This is a genomic window from Streptomyces sp. NPDC098789, assembly GCF_044759975.1.
Lineage (GTDB): Bacteria > Actinomycetota > Actinomycetes > Streptomycetales > Streptomycetaceae > Streptomyces.
The window spans coordinates 152,717-169,565 of record NZ_JBIWAJ010000011.1; the positions used below are offsets into that span (position 1 = coordinate 152,717).

Below are 16,849 nucleotides of genomic sequence, written 5' to 3' on the forward strand. Positions count from 1 at the left end.
GGGGGCCCAACACCCCCCCCCCCGCCCGGGGGGGGGGGCCCCGGGGGGGGGGGGGCCCCCGGGGGCGGCGCCCGGGGGGGGGCCCCCCCCCGGGGGGGGGGGGCCCCACGCCCGTACGGGTACTGCCGGTGCTGGGATCAGGCGCCCGTGGCGTTCAGGATCTCGCGCGCCAGCTTCGCCGTCTCGGTCGGCGTCTTGCCGACCTTGACGCCGGCGGCCTCAAGGGCCTCCTTCTTCGCCTGCGCGGTGCCCGAGGAGCCGGAGACGATGGCGCCGGCGTGGCCCATGGTCTTGCCCTCGGGGGCGGTGAAGCCCGCGACGTAACCGACGACCGGCTTGGTGACGTGCTTGGCGATGAAGTCCGCCGCACGCTCCTCGGCGTCGCCGCCGATCTCACCGATCATGACGATCAGGTCGGTGTCGGGGTCCGCCTCGAACGCCTCCAGGGCGTCGATGTGCGTGGTGCCGATGACCGGGTCGCCACCGATGCCGACGGCGGACGAGAAGCCGAGGTCGCGCAGCTCGTACATCATCTGGTAGGTCAGCGTGCCGGACTTGGACACGAGACCGATGCGGCCGGGCTTGGTGATGTCGCCCGGGATGATGCCGGCGTTGGACTGGCCCGGCGTGATCAGACCGGGGCAGTTCGGGCCGATGATCCGCGTCGTGTTGCCCTTGGCGGTCGCGTACGCCCAGAAGGCGGCGGAGTCGTGCACCGCGATGCCCTCGGTGATGATGACGGCCAGCGGGATCTCGGCGTCGATCGCCTCGATCACGGCGGCCTTGGCGAAGGCCGGCGGGACGAAGAGGACGGAGACGTTGGCGCCCGTCTTCTCCATCGCCTCGGCGACGGAGCCGAAGACCGGGACCTCGGTGCCGTCGAAGTCGACGGTGGTGCCGGCCTTGCGCGGGTTCACGCCGCCGACGATGTTGGTGCCGTCAGCCAGCATCAGCTTGGTGTGCTTCATGCCCGTGGCACCGGTCATGCCCTGGACGATGACCTTGCTGTCCTTGTTGAGGAAGATAGCCATGTGAGTCTGTGACCTCTGCCCTTACTTCGCAGCCGCGAGCTCGGCGGCCTTGTCGGCCGCGCCGTCCATGGTGTCCACGCGCTGGACCAGCGGGTGGTTGGCGTCCGAGAGGATCTTGCGACCCAGCTCGGCGTTGTTGCCGTCGAGGCGGACGACGAGCGGCTTGGTGACCGCCTCGCCCTTGTCCTCGAGCAGCTGGAGCGCCTGGACGATGCCGTTGGCGACCTCGTCGCACGCGGTGATGCCACCGAAGACGTTGACGAAGACGGACTTGACGTCCGGGTCGCCGAGGATGATCTCGAGGCCGTTCGCCATGACGGCGGCGGAGGCGCCACCGCCGATGTCGAGGAAGTTGGCGGGCTTGACGCCGCCGTGGTTCTCGCCGGCGTAGGCGACGACGTCGAGGGTGCTCATGACGAGACCCGCGCCGTTGCCGATGATGCCGACCTCACCGTCGAGCTTGACGTAGTTGAGGTTCTTGGCCTTGGCGGCCGCCTCGAGCGGGTTCGCGGCCGCGTGGTCCACGAACTCCTCGTGGCCCGGCTGGCGGAACTCGGCGTTCTCGTCGAGCGAGACCTTGCCGTCGAGGGCCAGGATGCGGCCGTCCTTGGTCTTGACCAGCGGGTTGACCTCGACGAGGAGCGCGTCCTCGGCGACGAAGGTGTCCCACAGGGTCACCATCGCCTCGGCGACGCCCTCGGCCACGTCGGCCGGGAACTTCGCCAGGGCCACGATCTCGCGGGCCTTGACGATGTCGACACCGTCGACCGCGTTGACCGGAACCTTCGCGAGGGCCTCGGGGGTCTTCTCCGCGACCTCCTCGATGTCCATGCCGCCCTGCACCGAGGCCATGGCCAGGAAGGTGCGGTTGGTGCGGTCGAGGAGGTACGAGACGTAGTACTCCGCCTCGATCTCCGGGGACAGCTCGGCGATCATCACCTTGTGGACCGTGTGGCCCTTGATGTCCATGCCGAGGATGTCCGTCGCACGGGCGACGGCCTCGTCCGCGTTGGCGGCCAGCTTGACGCCGCCGGCCTTGCCGCGGCCTCCGACCTTCACCTGCGCCTTGACGACCGACTTGCCGCCCAGCCGCTCGGTGGCCTCGCGAGCCGCCTCAGGCGTGTCGATCACTCCACCGGCCAGCACCGGTACACCGTGCTTGGCGAAGAGGTCCCTCGCCTGGTACTCGAACAGGTCCACGCGCGTCCGTCCCTTGTCTTCAAAGATTCGCAGTGATTCGCGGTTTTCTGCTATCTGCGTGGGCGTGCCGCGGAGGGCAACGTGACGGCGCTGTCACAAGGGAGGCGCACACGGTGACCGTGGACGCGGCATGTCCGTCCCGCAGGTTATCCCCGCGGGCCGTAGGTCCCTAAATCGCAGATCACACCTGAGCGGTGATACCTGTCACAGATCGCCTCACGGTTGATCTGCAGATTCGTGCGATCCGCCCCTGTGCAGCGGATGGCGGCGTGGTCCACGGGGGCGGCCCGGCGGTCGCTCACTGCGGGACCGGCAGCGGCTTCCGCTCGATCGCGGCCGCCATCACCTCCGGGAAGAGGTCGGGGGTGCAGGCGAAGGCCGGGGCGCCGAGGGCGGCGAGGGCCGCCGCGTGTTCGCGGTCGTAGGCGGGGGCGCCCTCGTCCGAGAGCGCGAGCAGGGTGACGAACTGGACGCCGGCCGCCTTCATCGTCGCGACCCGACGCAGCATCTCGTTGCGGATGCCGCCCTCGTAGAGGTCGCTGATCAGGACGACGACGGTGTCCGCGGGCCGGGTGATCTTCGACTGGCAGTAGGCGAGGGCGCGGTTGATGTCCGTGCCGCCGCCGAGCTGGGTGCCGAAGAGGACGTCGACGGGGTCGTCCAGCTGGTCGGTGAGGTCCACGACGGCGGTGTCGAAGACGACGAGGCGGGTGGCGATCGAGCGCATGGAGGCGAGGACGGCGCCGAAGACCGAGGCGTAGACGACGGAGGCGGCCATCGAACCCGACTGGTCGATGCAGAGGATCACCTCCTTCTTCACCGATTGCGCCGCCCGGCCGTAGCCGATCAGCCGTTCGGGAACGACCGTGCGGTGCTCCGCCAGGTAGTTCTTGAGATTGGCGCGGATCGTGCGGTCCCAGTCGATGTCCCGGTGCCGGGGGCGGCTGATCCGGGCGGAGCGGTCGAGCGCGCCGCCCAGGACGGCCCGGGTCCGGCCGGAGAGCTTCTTCTCCAGCTGCTCCACCACCGCGCGGACCACCATCCGGGCGGTCTCCCGCGTGGTGTCGGGCATCGCCTTGTTGAGCGAGAGCAGGGTGCCGACCAGGTGGACGTCCGGCTCGACGGCCTCCAGCATCTCCGGTTCCAGCAGCAGCGCGGAGAGGCCGAGCCGCTCGATGGCGTCGCGCTGCATGACCTGGACGACGGAGGCGGGGAAGTACGTACGGATGTCGCCGAGCCAGCGGGCCACCGCCGGGGCGGAGCCGCCGAGTCCGGCGGAGCGCTCCCCGGTGCGACCGGGCGCCTTGCGGCCGCCGCCGGGGCCGCCGCCGTAGAGGGCGCCGAGGGCGGCGTCCATCGCCGCGTCCCGGCCGGTCAGGGCGTGTCCCGTGCCGTCCGCCTCGCCTCCGCCGAGCACCAGGCGCCAGCGCCGCAGCCGCTCCCCCGCCGCGTCCGTCGGGTCCGTCGCGCGGCTCGCGTCCGCCGCGTCCGTCGTGTTCATCGCGTCCGTCGTGTTCACCGGGCCACCCCCACCAGCTCGTCGTCTTCGCCGCGGGCGCCCGCCAGCAGCATCCGGACCATGGCCACCACCGCGTCCGCCCGCTCCGCGTCCAGCTCCGGTCCGAAGCCCTCGGGCGCCGGACCGGCCGTGGCCGCGGCGCCGCCCGACACGGCGGGGCCGCGCCGCACCAGCTCGCCCAGGGTCCGCTTCACCCCCGGCTCGTACGCGCCGAACGTCCGCCGCAGCAGCGGCAGTACGTCGACGAACGCGCGCTCCGGCACCCCGGCCAGCCAGCCGTCGATCAGGCCGAGCAGGCGTTCGTCGTGCACCAGCAGCGTGCCGCCGCCGGACGCTCCGCCCGCGAAGCCCTCGATCCAACCGGCCGCATCGGCGGGCCCGGCCGCCGGGGACAGCGAAAGGCCCATCAGCCGCGCCGTCTCCTCGGCGGTGAGGGCGCCGTCGTCGAGCAGCAGCCGGACCGCCCGGCCGCGGATCAGCCCGGGCACCGTGTCCCGGCCCGCCAGCGTCCGCAGCACCCCGGCCCAGCGCCCGCGCAGCCCGTCCGCACCGGCGTCGTCCACGGCGTCGCCGCGGTCGAGCATCCCGATCGCCCCGTGGACCGCGTCCACGTGGCCGCGCAACTCGGCCGCGGCACCGGCGTCGAGCCCGGTGGCGCAGGCGGGCACCAGCGCGACGCAGATCCGCTCGGCGAGCCCGGCCGCGACCGTGCCCAGCGCGGCCGTGTCCGTACCGCGCACGTCGCCGTAGCGCAGCGAGCGGGCGAGGGCGGGCAGCGCCCGGGCGAGCCGGGCCACATCGGTGTCCAGCGCGGCCCGGTCGGCCAGCGCCCGCAGCACGGCGGGCAGCGCCCGCCCCAGCCCGGCCAGCAGGCACTGCTCGGCCAGGGCCGTCACCTCGCCCAGCTCCGCGGCGGCCGCCGCGTCGGCCTCGGCCTTGGCGGTGGCCGCGGCGAGCACGGTGGTGCCCCAGATCCCGGCTTCGGCGACCCGCACCGACAGCTCCGGTTCCCAACACAGCCGCCAGCTCTCGCGGAAGGTGCCGGTACTGCTCCGGGAGGCGGTGGGCGCGCCCCACCCGATGCCCAGCAGCCGCAAGCGGTGCAGCAGCAGGCTCTTGGCGCCGTCGGTGTCCTTGCGCAGGTCCAGCTCCAGGTCCCGCACCTGGGCCTCCGCCTTCAGGCGCAGGGAGCGCTGGAGCCGGGTCAGGTCCCGTTGCAGGGGCACGACGGGCGTCTCGTCCGGGACCTCGCCGAGCACGTCGCCCACGACCAGCTGGTCCTCGATGAGCGCGAGGGGCACGGTGGAGCCCTCGCACATCACCGCGGTGGCCGCTTCGAGGGTTTCGCCGAGGCCGGGCAGCGGGCGGCCGCGCAGCGCGGCCAGGGTCTCCGCGAGCCGGACCGCCTCGATCACGTGCGCCGAGGAGACCTGCCGGTCCGCCGCGCGGAGCAGCCCGGCGACCTTCGTCAGCCAGCGCTCCACGGGCCGGTCGCGGGCCGCGAAGAGGTGCGCGTACCAGCCGGGGGAGGTGATGCCCGCGCCGTAGCCGCCGGCCCGGGCCAGTCTGCGATGGGTCCAGGGCACCCAGGTGGTCTCCACCTTGACCTTGGGCAGGCCGGTGAGCAGCGCCTTGTCGGCGGCCGCCGTGGTCCTGGCGCGCAGCGCGGGCACGTGCCAGGCCCCGCACACCACCGCGTAGTCGTCGCCGAACTCGCGGCGGGCGGCCCGCATCCGCTGGCGCATGTACGCCTCGCGGACCGCGTCGCGGGGGTGGCCGCCGTCGCCGTACTCCTCGCGCAGGGCGGCCATGGCGTCGCCGAGCGCCTCGAAGGCGGCCAGCGGCTCGGCCTCGCCGCCGCTCCCCCGGTGTTCGACGACGTCCTCCCACCACTGCTCCGGGTCCTCGTAGCCGGCGGCTCCGGCGAGCGCCGCGAGCGGGTCGAGCCGGATGCCGGCGACCGGACGGTCCCCCTCGCCGCCCTTGGTCCCGGGCCCGGACTCCGGCGCGGGCTCCGGCTCCGCTTCGGCCCCCGGCACGACCGCGAGCGAGTGCGCGGCCGGCAGGTCGATGAAGCGGACCGGGATCCCGCGGGTCTGCGCCCAGCGGATGGCGACCCACTCCGGGGAGAAGCCGGCCAGCGGCCAGAAGGCGGCCCGGCCCGGATCGTCGGCGACGTGGGCCAGCAGCGCCACGGGCGGCCGCATCGCCGGGTCGGCGGCCAGCGGCAGCAGCGCGTCCCCCTCCGGCGGGCCCTCGATCAGCACGGCCCGCGGCGCCGCCGCGTCGAGGGCGGCGCGCACCGCCCGGGCGGAGCCGGGCCCGTGGTGGCGCACGCCCAGCAGGAGCGGGCCCGCGGTCCGCGGGCTCACGCCGTCACCTCCCGGCAGGCGCGGTAGAAGTCCTTCCAGCCCTCGCGCTCGCGGACCACGGCCTCCAAGTACTCCTGCCAGACCACCCGGTCGGCGGCCGGATCGCGGACGACCGCGCCGAGGATGCCGGCGGCCACGTCCGAGGGGCGCAGTACGCCGTCGCCGAAGTGGGCGGCCAGGGCGAGCCCGTTGGTGACGACGGATATCGCCTCGGCGGTCGACAGGGTGCCGCTCGGCGACTTCACCTTGGTGCGGCCGTCGTCGGTGATACCGCCCCGCAGCTCGCGGAAGACGGTGACGACGCGGCGGATCTCCTCCAGGCCCTCGGGTGCGGGCGGCAGGTCCAGGGCGCGGCCCATCTGGTCGACCCGGCGGGCGACGATGTCGACCTCGGCGTCGGCGGTCGCGGGCAGGGGCAGTACGACGGTGTTGAAGCGGCGGCGCAGCGCGCTGGAGAGCTCGTTGACCCCGCGGTCGCGGTCGTTGGCGGTGGCGATGAGGTTGAAGCCGCGGACCGCCTGCGCCTCCTGCCCCAACTCGGGGATGGGCAGGGTCTTCTCGGACAGCACGGTGATGAGGGAGTCCTGGACGTCCGCGGGGATCCGGGTCAGCTCCTCGACGCGCGCCGTCATGCCCTCGGTCATGGCCCGCATGATCGGGCTGGGGACGAGCGCCTCGCGGCTCGGGCCGTGGGCGAGCAGCCGGGCGTAGTTCCAGCCGTAGCGCATCGCCTCCTCCGGGGTGCCCGCGGTGCCCTGGACGAGCAGTGTGGAGTCCCCGCTGACCGCGGCGGCCAGGTGTTCCGACACCCAGGTCTTGGCGGTGCCGGGCACGCCGAGCAGGAGCAGGGCGCGGTCGGTGGCCAGCGTGGTGACGGCGACCTCGACGATGCGGCGCGGGCCGACGTACTTGGGCGTGATCACGGTGCCGTCGGCGAGCTCGCCGCCGAGCAGGTAGGTGGCGACGGCCCAGGGCGAGAGCTTCCAGCGGACCGGGCGGGGCCGGTCGTCGGCGGCCGCGAGGGCTTTCAGTTCGTGGGCGAAGGCGTCTTCGGCATGCGGGCGCAGCACCTCGGCGCCGGCGCCGTTCTCGGGCATGGTCATGGTCCCCCTCCAATGCTCGGCAGCCGCTCCCGACTGCTGTGACCACGGTGCACCACGCCACTGACAACACCCCCTGCCCAGCACGTCGTTGCAGGTCAGAGCGATTGTCAGTGGGGGTGCCTACGGTGGAACACATGACTGAGCAGGGGGTCCGCTGGACAGCGGAACAGGTACTGGCTCTGGCTCCTGACGTGGCGTCACGCAAGGCGGGGGCCAAGCTGGGCGGGGCGGGTCCGTGGTCGCATACCGGAGGTTCCGCTTCCGGTGCGCTGTGGGGGTGGTGCAAGGGCAGTGGCAGTACGCCGTACCGGACGGTCGTGGACCTGACGGGCCCGGCGTACACGTGCTCCTGCCCGAGTCGGAAGTTCCCGTGCAAGCACGCGCTGGGGCTGCTGCTGCTCTGGGCGGCGGAGGGTTTCGGGGAACCGGTCGAGGCTCCCGAGTGGGCCTCGACCTGGCTGACCGAGCGGGCGGCGCGGGCCGCCCGGGCCGCCGCCCCGGGGGCGGCGGCAGCCGTCGCGGACCCGGAGGCGGCCCGCCGGCGCGCCGAGCGCAGGGCGGCCCGGATCGGCGCGGGCGTGAGCGAATTGGAGCAGCGGCTGGCCGATCTTCTGCGCGGCGGACTGGCCGGTCAGGAGCACGCCGGATATTCCCTGTGGGAGGAGACGGCGGCCCGTATGGTCGATGCACAGGCACCCGGACTGGCCTCCCGGATAAGGGAGTTGGGAACCATACCGACCTCCGGTCCGGGTTGGCCCGGCCGGATGCTGGAGGAGTGCGCGCTCCTCCATCTGCTGGACCGGGCCTGGCTCGGGGTGGGGGAACTTCCCGGGCCGCTGGCCGCCACGGTCCGGGCCAGAGTGGGCATCACGAGCACCGCGGAGGGGGACGCGGTGCGCGATAACTGGCTGGTGCTGTCCCAGTACGACAACGTCTCGCCGGACGGCCGGCTCACCACGCGCCGGATCTGGCTGCGCGGGGCGGCGAGCGGACGGGCAGCGCTGGTCCTGGACTTCGGTCCGCCCGGGCGGCCACCGGGGCTCGCCCTGCCAGTCGGTCTGGCGCTGGATGCGGAAGCCCGCTTCCGGCCCGGGTCGGCGGGGCTGCGGGCGGATCTCGGGGAGCGGTTCGCCGCGCCCGTGCCGTGGCCGCTGGCCCCGGCGGGGATCGGGACGGGGGCCGCGCTCGACGCCTACGGAACGGCGTTGCGCGAGGACCCGTGGCTGGACGCCTGGCCGGTGGTGCTCGGCCCGGTGGTTCCGGTCCCCGGGGAGCGCGGCTGGCAGCTGGCGGACGCCCGGGGAACGTCCGCCCTGCCCGTGACGGGGGCCGCGGGGCGATCCCGCTCGGGGTTGTGGCAGTTGGCGGCGCTGTCCGGGGGCGACCCGGTGACGGTGTTCGGCGAATGCGGACACCGCGGCTTCACTCCACTGACCGCTTGGGCCGCGGGCTCCGACGAGCCCGTCGCCCTGGGCTGAACGACGGCGCGGCGCGAGCCGCGCGGCAGTACCGGTGGCGCGGGGGCGCCAGCGGGCAACGAGCAAGCCGGGGGGCTTCTGTGAACGACAACCACGCCAGCTAGCGGGCCGAAAGGCCGGCGCACGGCACGACGCGCACGACACACACGACGTACACGACACACAACGCAGGCGACCACACACGGGGAGGACTGCTCCGGTCCCGCGGAGGGGGCGGGACCGGAGCGCACCACCCGGCAGCAAGGCCACGTCCGACGACACAGCGGACAAGGTCGAGGACAGGGCCGAGGACAAGGACGAGGGAGGGGCACGTGAACGGGAACAGGCACGGGGACACGCACGGGGACGGGCAGGCGCCCGGGGGCGAGCCGTGGGAGGAGCTGGTCGGCGCCGCGCTGCTCGGCACCGAGCGGCGGCGCGGCAGCGGGACGACCGGCTCGCCGCGGGCCCTGCTGGACGCGGCGGCCGTCGTGGCGGTGCGCCGCCGGGCGGGGCTGCGTCCGGCCGAGGCGGGCCCGCGGCCCGAGCCCGCGGCGCCGGATCCGCGTCCCGCGCCGCCGGATGCCGCGCGGCGCCGGCTCGCGCAGCTGCTGGCGGGCCGCACGGGCGGGGGCGGCGGGCGGCGCGGATCGGCGCCGGACCTGACCGAGCTGCTGCCGCAGTGGCTGGCCGCCGCCGTGCGGCACGGTTATCGGGCGCCCGCCGCCCAGGTGCCCGCGCTGCTGGACGCGGCCAAGGCCCGTACGGATCTGCGCCCGCAGGCCCTGGCGCTCGCCGGCGCGCGGGGGCGGTGGCTGGCCCGGCTCAATCCGGAGTGGCGGTTCGCGCTGCGCAGCGGGGCCGGGGGCGGCGAACTGCCCGCCCCCGACGATCCGGCGGGCGTGGCACGGCTGTGGCAGGAGGGGCTGTTCGCGGAGCGGGTGGCGCTGCTGGGGGCGGTCCGGGCACATGAGGCGGCTGCCGCGCCGCTGCTCCTGGCGACCACGTGGTCCACCGAGCGCGCCGAGGACCGGCTGATGTTCCTCGATTCGCTGCGCTCGGGGTTGTCGGAGGCGGACGAGCCCTTCCTGGAGCAGGCCCTGGGCGACCGGAGCCGCAATGTCCGGGCGACGGCGGCCGAGCTGCTCTCCGCGCTCGTGGGGTCCGCTCTGGCGGGCCGGATGGCGCAGCGGGCACTGGCCTGCGTGGGGCCGCAGGGCGTGGTCCCGCCGGTGGCCTGCGATGCCGGGATGCTGCGGGACGGCGTAGTCGAGCGCCCGCCGGCCGGTCGCGGGGAGCGGGCCTGGTGGCTGGGGCAGCTGGTGGAGGCGGCTCCGCTGTCGTGCTGGCGGGAGCGGTTCGCCGGCCTGGACCCGGCCGGGATCCTGGCGCTGCCGGTGGCCGAGGGCTGGGCCGAGGAACTGCACGCGGCCTGGTGCCGGGCGGCGGTCCGCCAGCGCGACCCGCTCTGGTCGAAGGCCCTGCTCGGCTCGGCGTCCGCGCCGCCCGCGGCGGGCCCGGCCACCGCCTCGCTCGCCGAGCGGGCGAAGCTCCTGGAGACCCTGCCCGAGGAGGAACGGGCGGGGTGGGTAGCCGAGTTCGTCCGGGCCCACGGGCTGTCGGAGGCCTTCCAGTTGCTCGGGGTGAGCGTGGTGCCGTGGGCCGCCGAGCTGGGCGACGCCGTGGTCGACGCGCTGGACTCGGCCCGGTTGGCGGGGAGTTACCCCTGGAGCTTCAGCGGGGTGATGGGGCTCGCGGAGCGCTGCCTGGACCCGGCGGCGGCCGACCGGCTGGAGTCCCTGCTCTCGGTGGCGCTGGCCGCGGAATCGGCCGGGGCGGCCGGGGCGGACGCGAACGCCCCCGGCGGATCGGCGGCCGCGGAGGTCACGCCGGGCGCCGAGGCGTACTGGGCCGAGGCCTTCCAGCGGTTGGTGTCCACCCTGCGCCTGCGCGCGGCGATGCTGGCGGAGCTGGCGGAGCTGGCGGAGCTGGCGGAGCCGGCCCCCGCCCGGGCGGCCTGACCCGCGGCGGTGCGGGGGGCCGGGCCGCCGGGGCGGGGGCTCGGTGGTCCGGTGGCGCGGCGGTTCAGGCCGACTGGCGGACGTTCGCGCGGACCCAGTCGACGATGGCGGTGGTCGTGGCGCCCGGGGTGAAGATCTCGGCCACGCCCTTCTCCTTGAGCGGACCGATGTCGTCCTCCGGGATGATCCCGCCGCCGAAGACCTTGATGTCCTCCGCCTCGCGCTCGCGCAGGAGTTCCAGCACCCGCGCGAAGAGCGTGTTGTGGGCGCCGGAGAGGATCGAGAGGCCGATCGCGTCGGCGTCCTCCTGGATGGCGGTGTCCACGATCTGTTCGGGGGTCTGGTGGAGGCCGGTGTAGATGACCTCCATGCCCGCGTCCCGCAGCGCCCGCGCGATCACCTTGGCACCACGGTCGTGGCCGTCAAGACCCGGCTTCGCCACCACCACACGGATCGGACCGGTCACACCCATCGCACTGCCTCCCGAGTGAACGAACGTTAAGTACAGCATCGCGCACACCTCCGTTTCGCGGTCAACCGGGAGGGGGAAATCACACGTGGGACAGCATTGATTTCACTCGGGAAGTCCGCGCCGTCGGTCGCCGGGAGAGCCGCGTAGAGCCACCCCGCCACCGCGCCGTCAGCCGCACGGCACGGCGGCGGGGCACCGGCGGCCACGCAGCGGACCAGGGGAGCCGCACCCGGAGCGCCGACGGCCACACCCGGAAGCCGCCAGGGGGAGGCCGTCGATGGGGCTGCCATTCGTCTTCACGTCCGTACCCGCGTCCGGCGCCGCGCTGCGCGCCGCCGCGCTCGAACTCGTCGTCCTCGCCGGACACCTACTGCTCTACCCGACCGGGATCCTCCCGGAACGGCCGGAGCGCACCGGCTGCGCCCCCGGGGCCGCGGCCCCGGGGGCCCGGCCGCCGGCGCTGCTGCTGCACGGCTTCACCGACAACCGCTCCGTCTTCGTGCTGCTGCGCCGCGCCCTGGCCAAGGGCGGCCGCCGCCGGGTGGAGACGTACAACTACTCGCCCCTCACCCTCGATCTGCGCGCGGCCGCCCGCCGGCTCGCCGAGCACGTCGAGGAGGTGTGCCGGCGCACCGGGGCCCCGCGCGTGGACCTGGTGGGGCACAGCCTCGGCGGACTCATCGCCCGGTACTACGTCCAGCGCCTCGGCGGTGACGCGCGGGTGCGCACCCTCGTCACTCTCGGTACTCCCCACGCGGGCACCCGGGTGGCTCCGTTCGCGGGCGCGCACCCCGTGATCCGGCAGATCCGCCCGGACTCCTCTGTGATGGCCGAACTGGCCGCGGCCGCGCCCGGATGCCGGACCCGCTTCGTCGCCTTCTGGAGCGAGTTCGACCAGTTGATGGTTCCGGTGGAGACGGCCCGACTCGACCATCCCGACCTGCGGGTGGAGAACGTGCAGGTCACCGGCATCGGACACCTCGTGCTCCCGAAGCATCCGGCCGTCATCGCGGCCGTTCACCGGTCCCTCGACGGTCCGTCGCTCCTCGCCCCGACCGCCCCGGGAACCGCCTCCGTCGCCTGAACGGCGAACACCCCACAGTCGAACGGATTTCGAACCCAGGGCCAAGGCTCCGTCTCCGCACGACCGAAAGACGGCCGAATGCCCGGTTCCGGAAACTCGAGAACCCCTAGAAGATTGTCGTTGCCAGTAACCGACGGGTACAGTCACGCCACTGCTCTCCTCCGGGGTCCTTGAACCCCCCGGCCACCCAGGCTCCCCACCGCCGAGGCGAAAGAGAAGTTGGTGAACGACAGCACCACGTCGGGCCAGTATCCGGACAACGGATACGACGGCCTCTCCACCACCACCTTCGCCAGCGAGGTGCCGTACCCGTCCTTCGACACACAGGGCCAGGGGTACGACTACGGCGCCTACGCCGCTCCCTACGACACCGGCGCCTACGACACCACCGCGTGGAACGCCCCTGTCCAGGACGGCTACCTCTCCAGCATCCCGACCCAGAGCGCCGCCGACGACGTCAGCGGCCAGTGGGACGCAGGCGCCTGGAACACGGAGTACCAGCCGACCAACTTCGGCTACGACGGCGCCGCCCCCGTCGGCGCGACCACCGGCGACCCCTCGGGCCACTGGGCGATGCCGGGCTACGGCACGACCGGCAACGAGACCGGCGCCTACGACGCCACCGCCTGGAACACCGTGGCCCCGGAGGAACTGCCGCAGCAGCTCCAGCCCGAGGCGACCTACACGTACTCCTACGGGTACGAGGCCACCACGCTCACCCCCGCCTACGACGCCGGTGCCTACGCGGCCCCGACCTACGAGGGCGACTACGCCGCGCACCACGACGGCGGCGGCTACGACAGCGGCGGCGGTGGCTACGACAGCGGCTACGAGGCCGCACCCGAGTCGGAGTCCGGCCCGGCCACCGCGGTCTTCGACGCCGTGCCCGCCGAGGACACCGCGGCGGAGCGGGACGACGTCCTGGCCGCGGCCGCCCACGCCGACCTCCCCACCCAGACCATGGCCACGACCCCGCCCGTGCCGCGCTCCGCGCGCCGGGCCCCCACCAAGGCGAACGGCGGCCGCCGGTCCCCGGCGAAGCGGTCCGCCCTACTGACCGTCGCCGTCCCCTCGGTGTGCGTCATAGGGGTCGCGGGCGTGGCCGCCGCAGCGGTCGGCGGTCTGCCCTCCGGTGACAAGCCGTCCGCCGACACGACCACGATGGCCGCGCCCGACCCGGCGTCCGTCAAACCGGTCGCCGCGAACAGCAAGCTCGACACCCAGCTCACCGCACTCAGCGCCGACGCGGGCGACTTCGCGGACCGGGCCAGCCGTACCCAGGAGCGCATCGACCTGAAGGAACGGCAGGACCTGGAGAAGAAGAAGCGCGCGGAGGAGGCGGCGGCCAAGGAAGCGGCCCGCCCCAAGTTCTCCCTCCCGGTCGACCAGCACGGCCTCAGCGCGGGCTTCGGACAGGCCGGCGGCATGTGGATGTCCGTGCACACCGGCATCGACTTCCCGGTCTCCTACGGCACGCCGGTCATGGCGGCCACCGACGGCACCGTGCGCACCCAGTGGAACAGCGCCTACGGCAACATGGCCATCGTGGTCTCGCCCGACGGTACCGAGACCTGGTACTGCCACCTCAGCAGCACCAAGATCCGGTCCGGCAAGGTCAAGGCCGGTGACGTCATCGCGTACTCGGGCAACTCCGGCAACTCCACCGGCCCGCACCTCCACTTCGAAGTGCGGCCGGACAGCGGCTCCCCGATCGACCCGCAGGCGTGGCTGCGCAGCCACGGCCTCGACCCCAACTAGGCCGCACGAAACCACGAGGACGCACGTGGACACGTAGACACGAAGAAGGGGGCGGGCCCGGGGACTTCACCCCGGGCCCGCCCCCTTCTCGTACGGTCGGCGCCTACAGCTTCTGGACGGGCGCGTACCGCAGCAGCAGCCGCTTCGGCTTCTCGTCCCCGAAGTCGATGGTGGCCTGCGCGTCCGCGCCGGTCCCCTTGACCTCCATCACCGTGCCCAGCCCGAACTGGTCGTGCGTGACCCGGTCCCCCACCAGCAGCGTGATGACCGGCTTGTCCGAGGTCCGGCGCGTCGCGAAGCCCGAGGGGCCCGACTTGGAGCGCGAGGACGACAGGAACGACTCGGGCGAGGTGCCGAAGGAGGTCCCGCCGCCACCGCCCGAGCGGGAGCCGACGGAACTGCGCATCGGGCCCGCGGGCTTCTGCGCCCCCGTCCGCTTCCACTGGAGGTACTGGTCCGGGATCTCCTCCAGGAACCGCGAGGGCGGGTTGTAGGAGGGCGTGCCCCAGGCGCTGCGCATCGAGGAGCGGGTCAGGTACAGCCGCTCGCGCGCCCGGGTGATCCCGACGTACGCGAGGCGCCGCTCCTCCTCCAGCTCCTTGGTCTGGCCGAGCGCCCGCATGTGCGGGAAGACCCCGTCCTCCATGCCGGTCACGAAGACCACCGGGAACTCCAGGCCCTTGGCGGTGTGCAGGGTCATCAGGGTGATGACGCCCGTGCCCTCGGTGTCCTCGTCGGGGATCTGGTCGGAGTCGGCCACCAGCGCGACCTGCTCCAGGAACTCCGCGAGCGTGCCCGGTCCCGGCGCCGGGGCCGCGGCCACGGTGTCCGGATCGGCGTCGGCGCCCGCGTCGGCCACCGCCACCGTCACCGCCGCCGTCACCGTCACCGCCGCCGTCACCGCCGCCGTGTCCGGGGCGTCGGCCTCGGGCGCCGCCGGCGCCGCGTCCGCGGCGGCCGCCCGCGCCTGCTCGAACTCCAGCGCCACGGCCGCGAGTTCCTGGAGGTTCTCGATCCGCGTCTCGTCCTGCGGGTCGGTCGAGGCCTGGAGCTCGGCGAGGTAGCCCGTACGCTCCAGGACCGCTTCCAGCACGACGGCCGGGCCCGCGCCCGAGTCGACGATCGTGCGCAGTTCCTCCATGAGCACGTTGAACCGCTTCACCGCGTTGGTCGAGCGCGCGGCCATGCCGTACGCCTCGTCCACCCGCTTCAGCGCCTGCGGGAAGGTGATCCTCTCGCGCAGCGACAGCGCGTCGATCATCGCCTCGGCGCGGTCGCCGATGCCGCGCTTGGGCACGTTCAGGATCCGGCGCAGCGGCACCACGTCCTCGGGGTTCGAGAGCACCCGCAGGTAGGCCAGGACGTCCCGGACCTCCTTGCGCTCGTAGAACCGGACTCCGCCGACGACCTTGTAGGGCAGGCCGACCCGGATGAAGATCTCCTCGAACACGCGGGACTGGGCGTTGGTGCGGTAGAAGACGGCGACGTCGCCCGCCTTCGCGTCGCCCGCGTCCGTCAGCCGGTCGATCTCGTCGGCGACGAACTGCGCCTCGTCGTGCTCGGTGTCCGCGACGTAGCCGGTGATCCCGGCGCCCGAGCCGGCCTGCGTCCACAGGTTCTTGGGGCGGCGGTTCTCGTTGCGCTCGATGACCGCGTTGGCGGCGGACAGGATCGTCTGGGTGGAGCGGTAGTTCTGCTCCAGCAGGATCGTCGTCGCGTTCGGGTAGTCCTCCTCGAACTGGAGGATGTTGCGGATGGTCGCGCCGCGGAAGGCATAGATCGACTGGTCCGCGTCACCCACGACGCACAGCTCGGCGGGCGCCAGGTCCGGGTACCCGGCGCCGACCAGCTCGCGCACGAGCGTGTACTGCGCGTGGTTGGTGTCCTGGTACTCGTCGACCAGTACGTGGCGGAAGCGGCGCCGGTAGTGCTCGGCGACGTCCGGGAACGCCTGGAGCAGGTGCACCGTGGTCATGATGATGTCGTCGAAGTCGAGGGCGTTGGCCTCGCGCAGCCGTGCCTGGTACATCGCGTAGGCCTGGGCGACGGTCTTCTCGAAGCCGTCCACCGCCTGTGCGGCGAAGGCGTCGGCGTCGATCAGCTCGTTCTTCAGGTTGGAGACCTTCGCGCTGAACGACTTCGGCGGGAAGCGCTTGGGGTCCAGGTCGAGGTCCCGGCAGACGAGCGCCATCAGCCGCTTCGAGTCCGCCGCGTCGTAGATCGAGAAGGACGAGGTGAAGCCGAGGAGCTTGGACTCGCGGCGCAGGATGCGCACGCACGCGCTGTGGAAGGTCAGCACCCACATCGCGTTCGCGCGCGCGCCGACCAGCTCCCCGACGCGCTCCTTCATCTCTCCGGCGGCCTTGTTGGTGAAGGTGATCGCCAGGATCTGGCCGGGATGGACCCCGCGGGCACCCAGCAGGTGGCCGATGCGGTGGGTCAGCACCCGGGTCTTGCCGGAACCGGCGCCCGCCACGATCAGCAGCGGGGAGTCCGCGTGCACGACGGCGGCGCGCTGCTCGTCATTGAGGCCGACGAGCAGCGCCTCCGGGTCGATGACCGCCCGGGGGGACCCGCCCCGGTAGTACGCGTCCCCGCTCGGGGGCGCGTCGAAGCGACCCCCGAAGAGGTCGTCGGCGCCCGGCTCGGGGGCGTGGTCCTCGGGCGGCGGCGGAGGCTCCTCGTGGGAGGGGGTGAGGTCCGCCAGGAAACTGTCGTCAAAGAGGCTGCTCATCGCCTTCCGAGTCTAGGGCCCGGGACCGACAGCCGGTCCCGGCACCGGAAATTCGGTCCCGCATATGCTCCCGGACCCTTCCCAGCCCCGCGCGGCGG

11 protein-coding genes are annotated in these 16,849 nt (G+C 73.6%); 4 read left to right on the top strand and 7 right to left on the bottom strand.

Features of this window, described 5'->3' with window-relative positions:
• Positions 1–137: 137 nt before the first annotated feature.
• The 5 genes from sucD to ACIQWR_RS22730 form a co-directional block, all read right to left on the bottom strand.
• Positions 138–1,031 (bottom strand): succinate--CoA ligase subunit alpha, encoded by an 894-nt coding sequence (sucD, locus tag ACIQWR_RS22710; protein ID WP_399259482.1) that lies wholly within the window; start codon positions 1,029–1,031, stop codon positions 138–140.
• Positions 1,032–1,052: 21 nt separating this feature from the next.
• Positions 1,053–2,231 (bottom strand): ADP-forming succinate--CoA ligase subunit beta, encoded by a 1,179-nt coding sequence (sucC, locus tag ACIQWR_RS22715; protein WP_404012379.1) that lies wholly within the window; start codon positions 2,229–2,231, stop codon positions 1,053–1,055.
• Positions 2,232–2,529: 298 nt separating this feature from the next.
• A complete protein-coding gene (locus ACIQWR_RS22720; protein ID WP_404012630.1) occupies positions 2,530–3,732 on the bottom strand; it encodes a VWA domain-containing protein in 1,203 nt (400 codons plus the stop codon).
• 14 nt (positions 3,733–3,746) lie between these two features.
• Positions 3,747–6,122, bottom strand: coding sequence for a DUF5682 family protein (locus ACIQWR_RS22725; RefSeq protein WP_404012382.1), 2,376 nt, complete (start codon positions 6,120–6,122; stop codon positions 3,747–3,749).
• Positions 6,119–7,225, bottom strand: a complete 1,107-nt coding sequence (locus ACIQWR_RS22730; RefSeq protein WP_404012385.1) for an AAA family ATPase — start codon at positions 7,223–7,225, stop codon at positions 6,119–6,121. The genes ACIQWR_RS22725 and ACIQWR_RS22730 overlap by 4 nt, the downstream gene beginning before the upstream one ends.
• A 134-nt stretch (positions 7,226–7,359) precedes the next feature.
• Between ACIQWR_RS22730 and ACIQWR_RS22735 the strand changes: the two genes are divergently transcribed.
• Positions 7,360–8,703, top strand: coding sequence for an SWIM zinc finger family protein (locus ACIQWR_RS22735; RefSeq protein ID WP_404012387.1), 1,344 nt, complete (start codon positions 7,360–7,362; stop codon positions 8,701–8,703).
• Positions 8,704–9,014: 311 nt separating this feature from the next.
• Complete coding sequence (locus ACIQWR_RS22740; protein WP_404012389.1) at positions 9,015–10,703, top strand: DUF5691 domain-containing protein; 1,689 nt, start codon at positions 9,015–9,017, stop codon at positions 10,701–10,703.
• A 64-nt stretch (positions 10,704–10,767) separates the two neighbouring features.
• Here ACIQWR_RS22740 and ACIQWR_RS22745 read toward each other — a convergent pair whose 3' ends face one another.
• Entirely contained in the window at positions 10,768–11,175 is a 408-nt protein-coding gene (locus ACIQWR_RS22745) for a cobalamin B12-binding domain-containing protein (RefSeq protein WP_404012392.1), read from the bottom strand.
• 277 nt (positions 11,176–11,452) lie between these two features.
• Between ACIQWR_RS22745 and ACIQWR_RS22750 the strand changes: the two genes are divergently transcribed.
• The gene (locus tag ACIQWR_RS22750) at positions 11,453–12,259 is read left to right on the top strand and encodes an esterase/lipase family protein (protein WP_404012395.1); all 807 of its coding nucleotides are present in this window, start codon (positions 11,453–11,455) and stop codon (positions 12,257–12,259) included.
• A gap of 222 nt (positions 12,260–12,481) precedes the next feature.
• Positions 12,482–14,017 carry a M23 family metallopeptidase gene (locus ACIQWR_RS22755; RefSeq protein ID WP_404012398.1) on the top strand — a complete coding sequence of 512 codons (1,536 nt, stop codon included), beginning with the start codon at positions 12,482–12,484 and terminating at the stop codon, positions 14,015–14,017.
• A gap of 103 nt (positions 14,018–14,120) precedes the next feature.
• Here ACIQWR_RS22755 and ACIQWR_RS22760 read toward each other — a convergent pair whose 3' ends face one another.
• Complete coding sequence (locus ACIQWR_RS22760) at positions 14,121–16,751, bottom strand: ATP-dependent DNA helicase (protein ID WP_404012400.1); 2,631 nt, start codon at positions 16,749–16,751, stop codon at positions 14,121–14,123.
• Positions 16,752–16,849: the final 98 nt, after the last annotated feature.

Excerpts from the sequence above, each read along its gene's own strand:
- ACIQWR_RS22760 (WP_404012400.1), bottom strand. The coding sequence starts at position 16,751 with ATGAGCAGCCTCTTTGACGACAGTTTCCTGGCGGACCTCACCCCCTCC.
- ACIQWR_RS22750 (WP_404012395.1), top strand. The coding sequence starts at position 11,453 with ATGGGGCTGCCATTCGTCTTCACGTCCGTACCCGCGTCCGGCGCCGCG.
- sucD (WP_399259482.1), bottom strand. The coding sequence starts at position 1,031 with ATGGCTATCTTCCTCAACAAGGACAGCAAGGTCATCGTCCAGGGCATG.
- ACIQWR_RS22720 (WP_404012630.1), bottom strand. The coding sequence starts at position 3,732 with ATGAACACGACGGACGCGGCGGACGCGAGCCGCGCGACGGACCCGACG.
- ACIQWR_RS22735 (WP_404012387.1), top strand. The coding sequence starts at position 7,360 with ATGACTGAGCAGGGGGTCCGCTGGACAGCGGAACAGGTACTGGCTCTG.
- ACIQWR_RS22745 (WP_404012392.1), bottom strand. The coding sequence starts at position 11,175 with ATGGGTGTGACCGGTCCGATCCGTGTGGTGGTGGCGAAGCCGGGTCTT.
- ACIQWR_RS22730 (WP_404012385.1), bottom strand. The coding sequence starts at position 7,225 with ATGACCATGCCCGAGAACGGCGCCGGCGCCGAGGTGCTGCGCCCGCAT.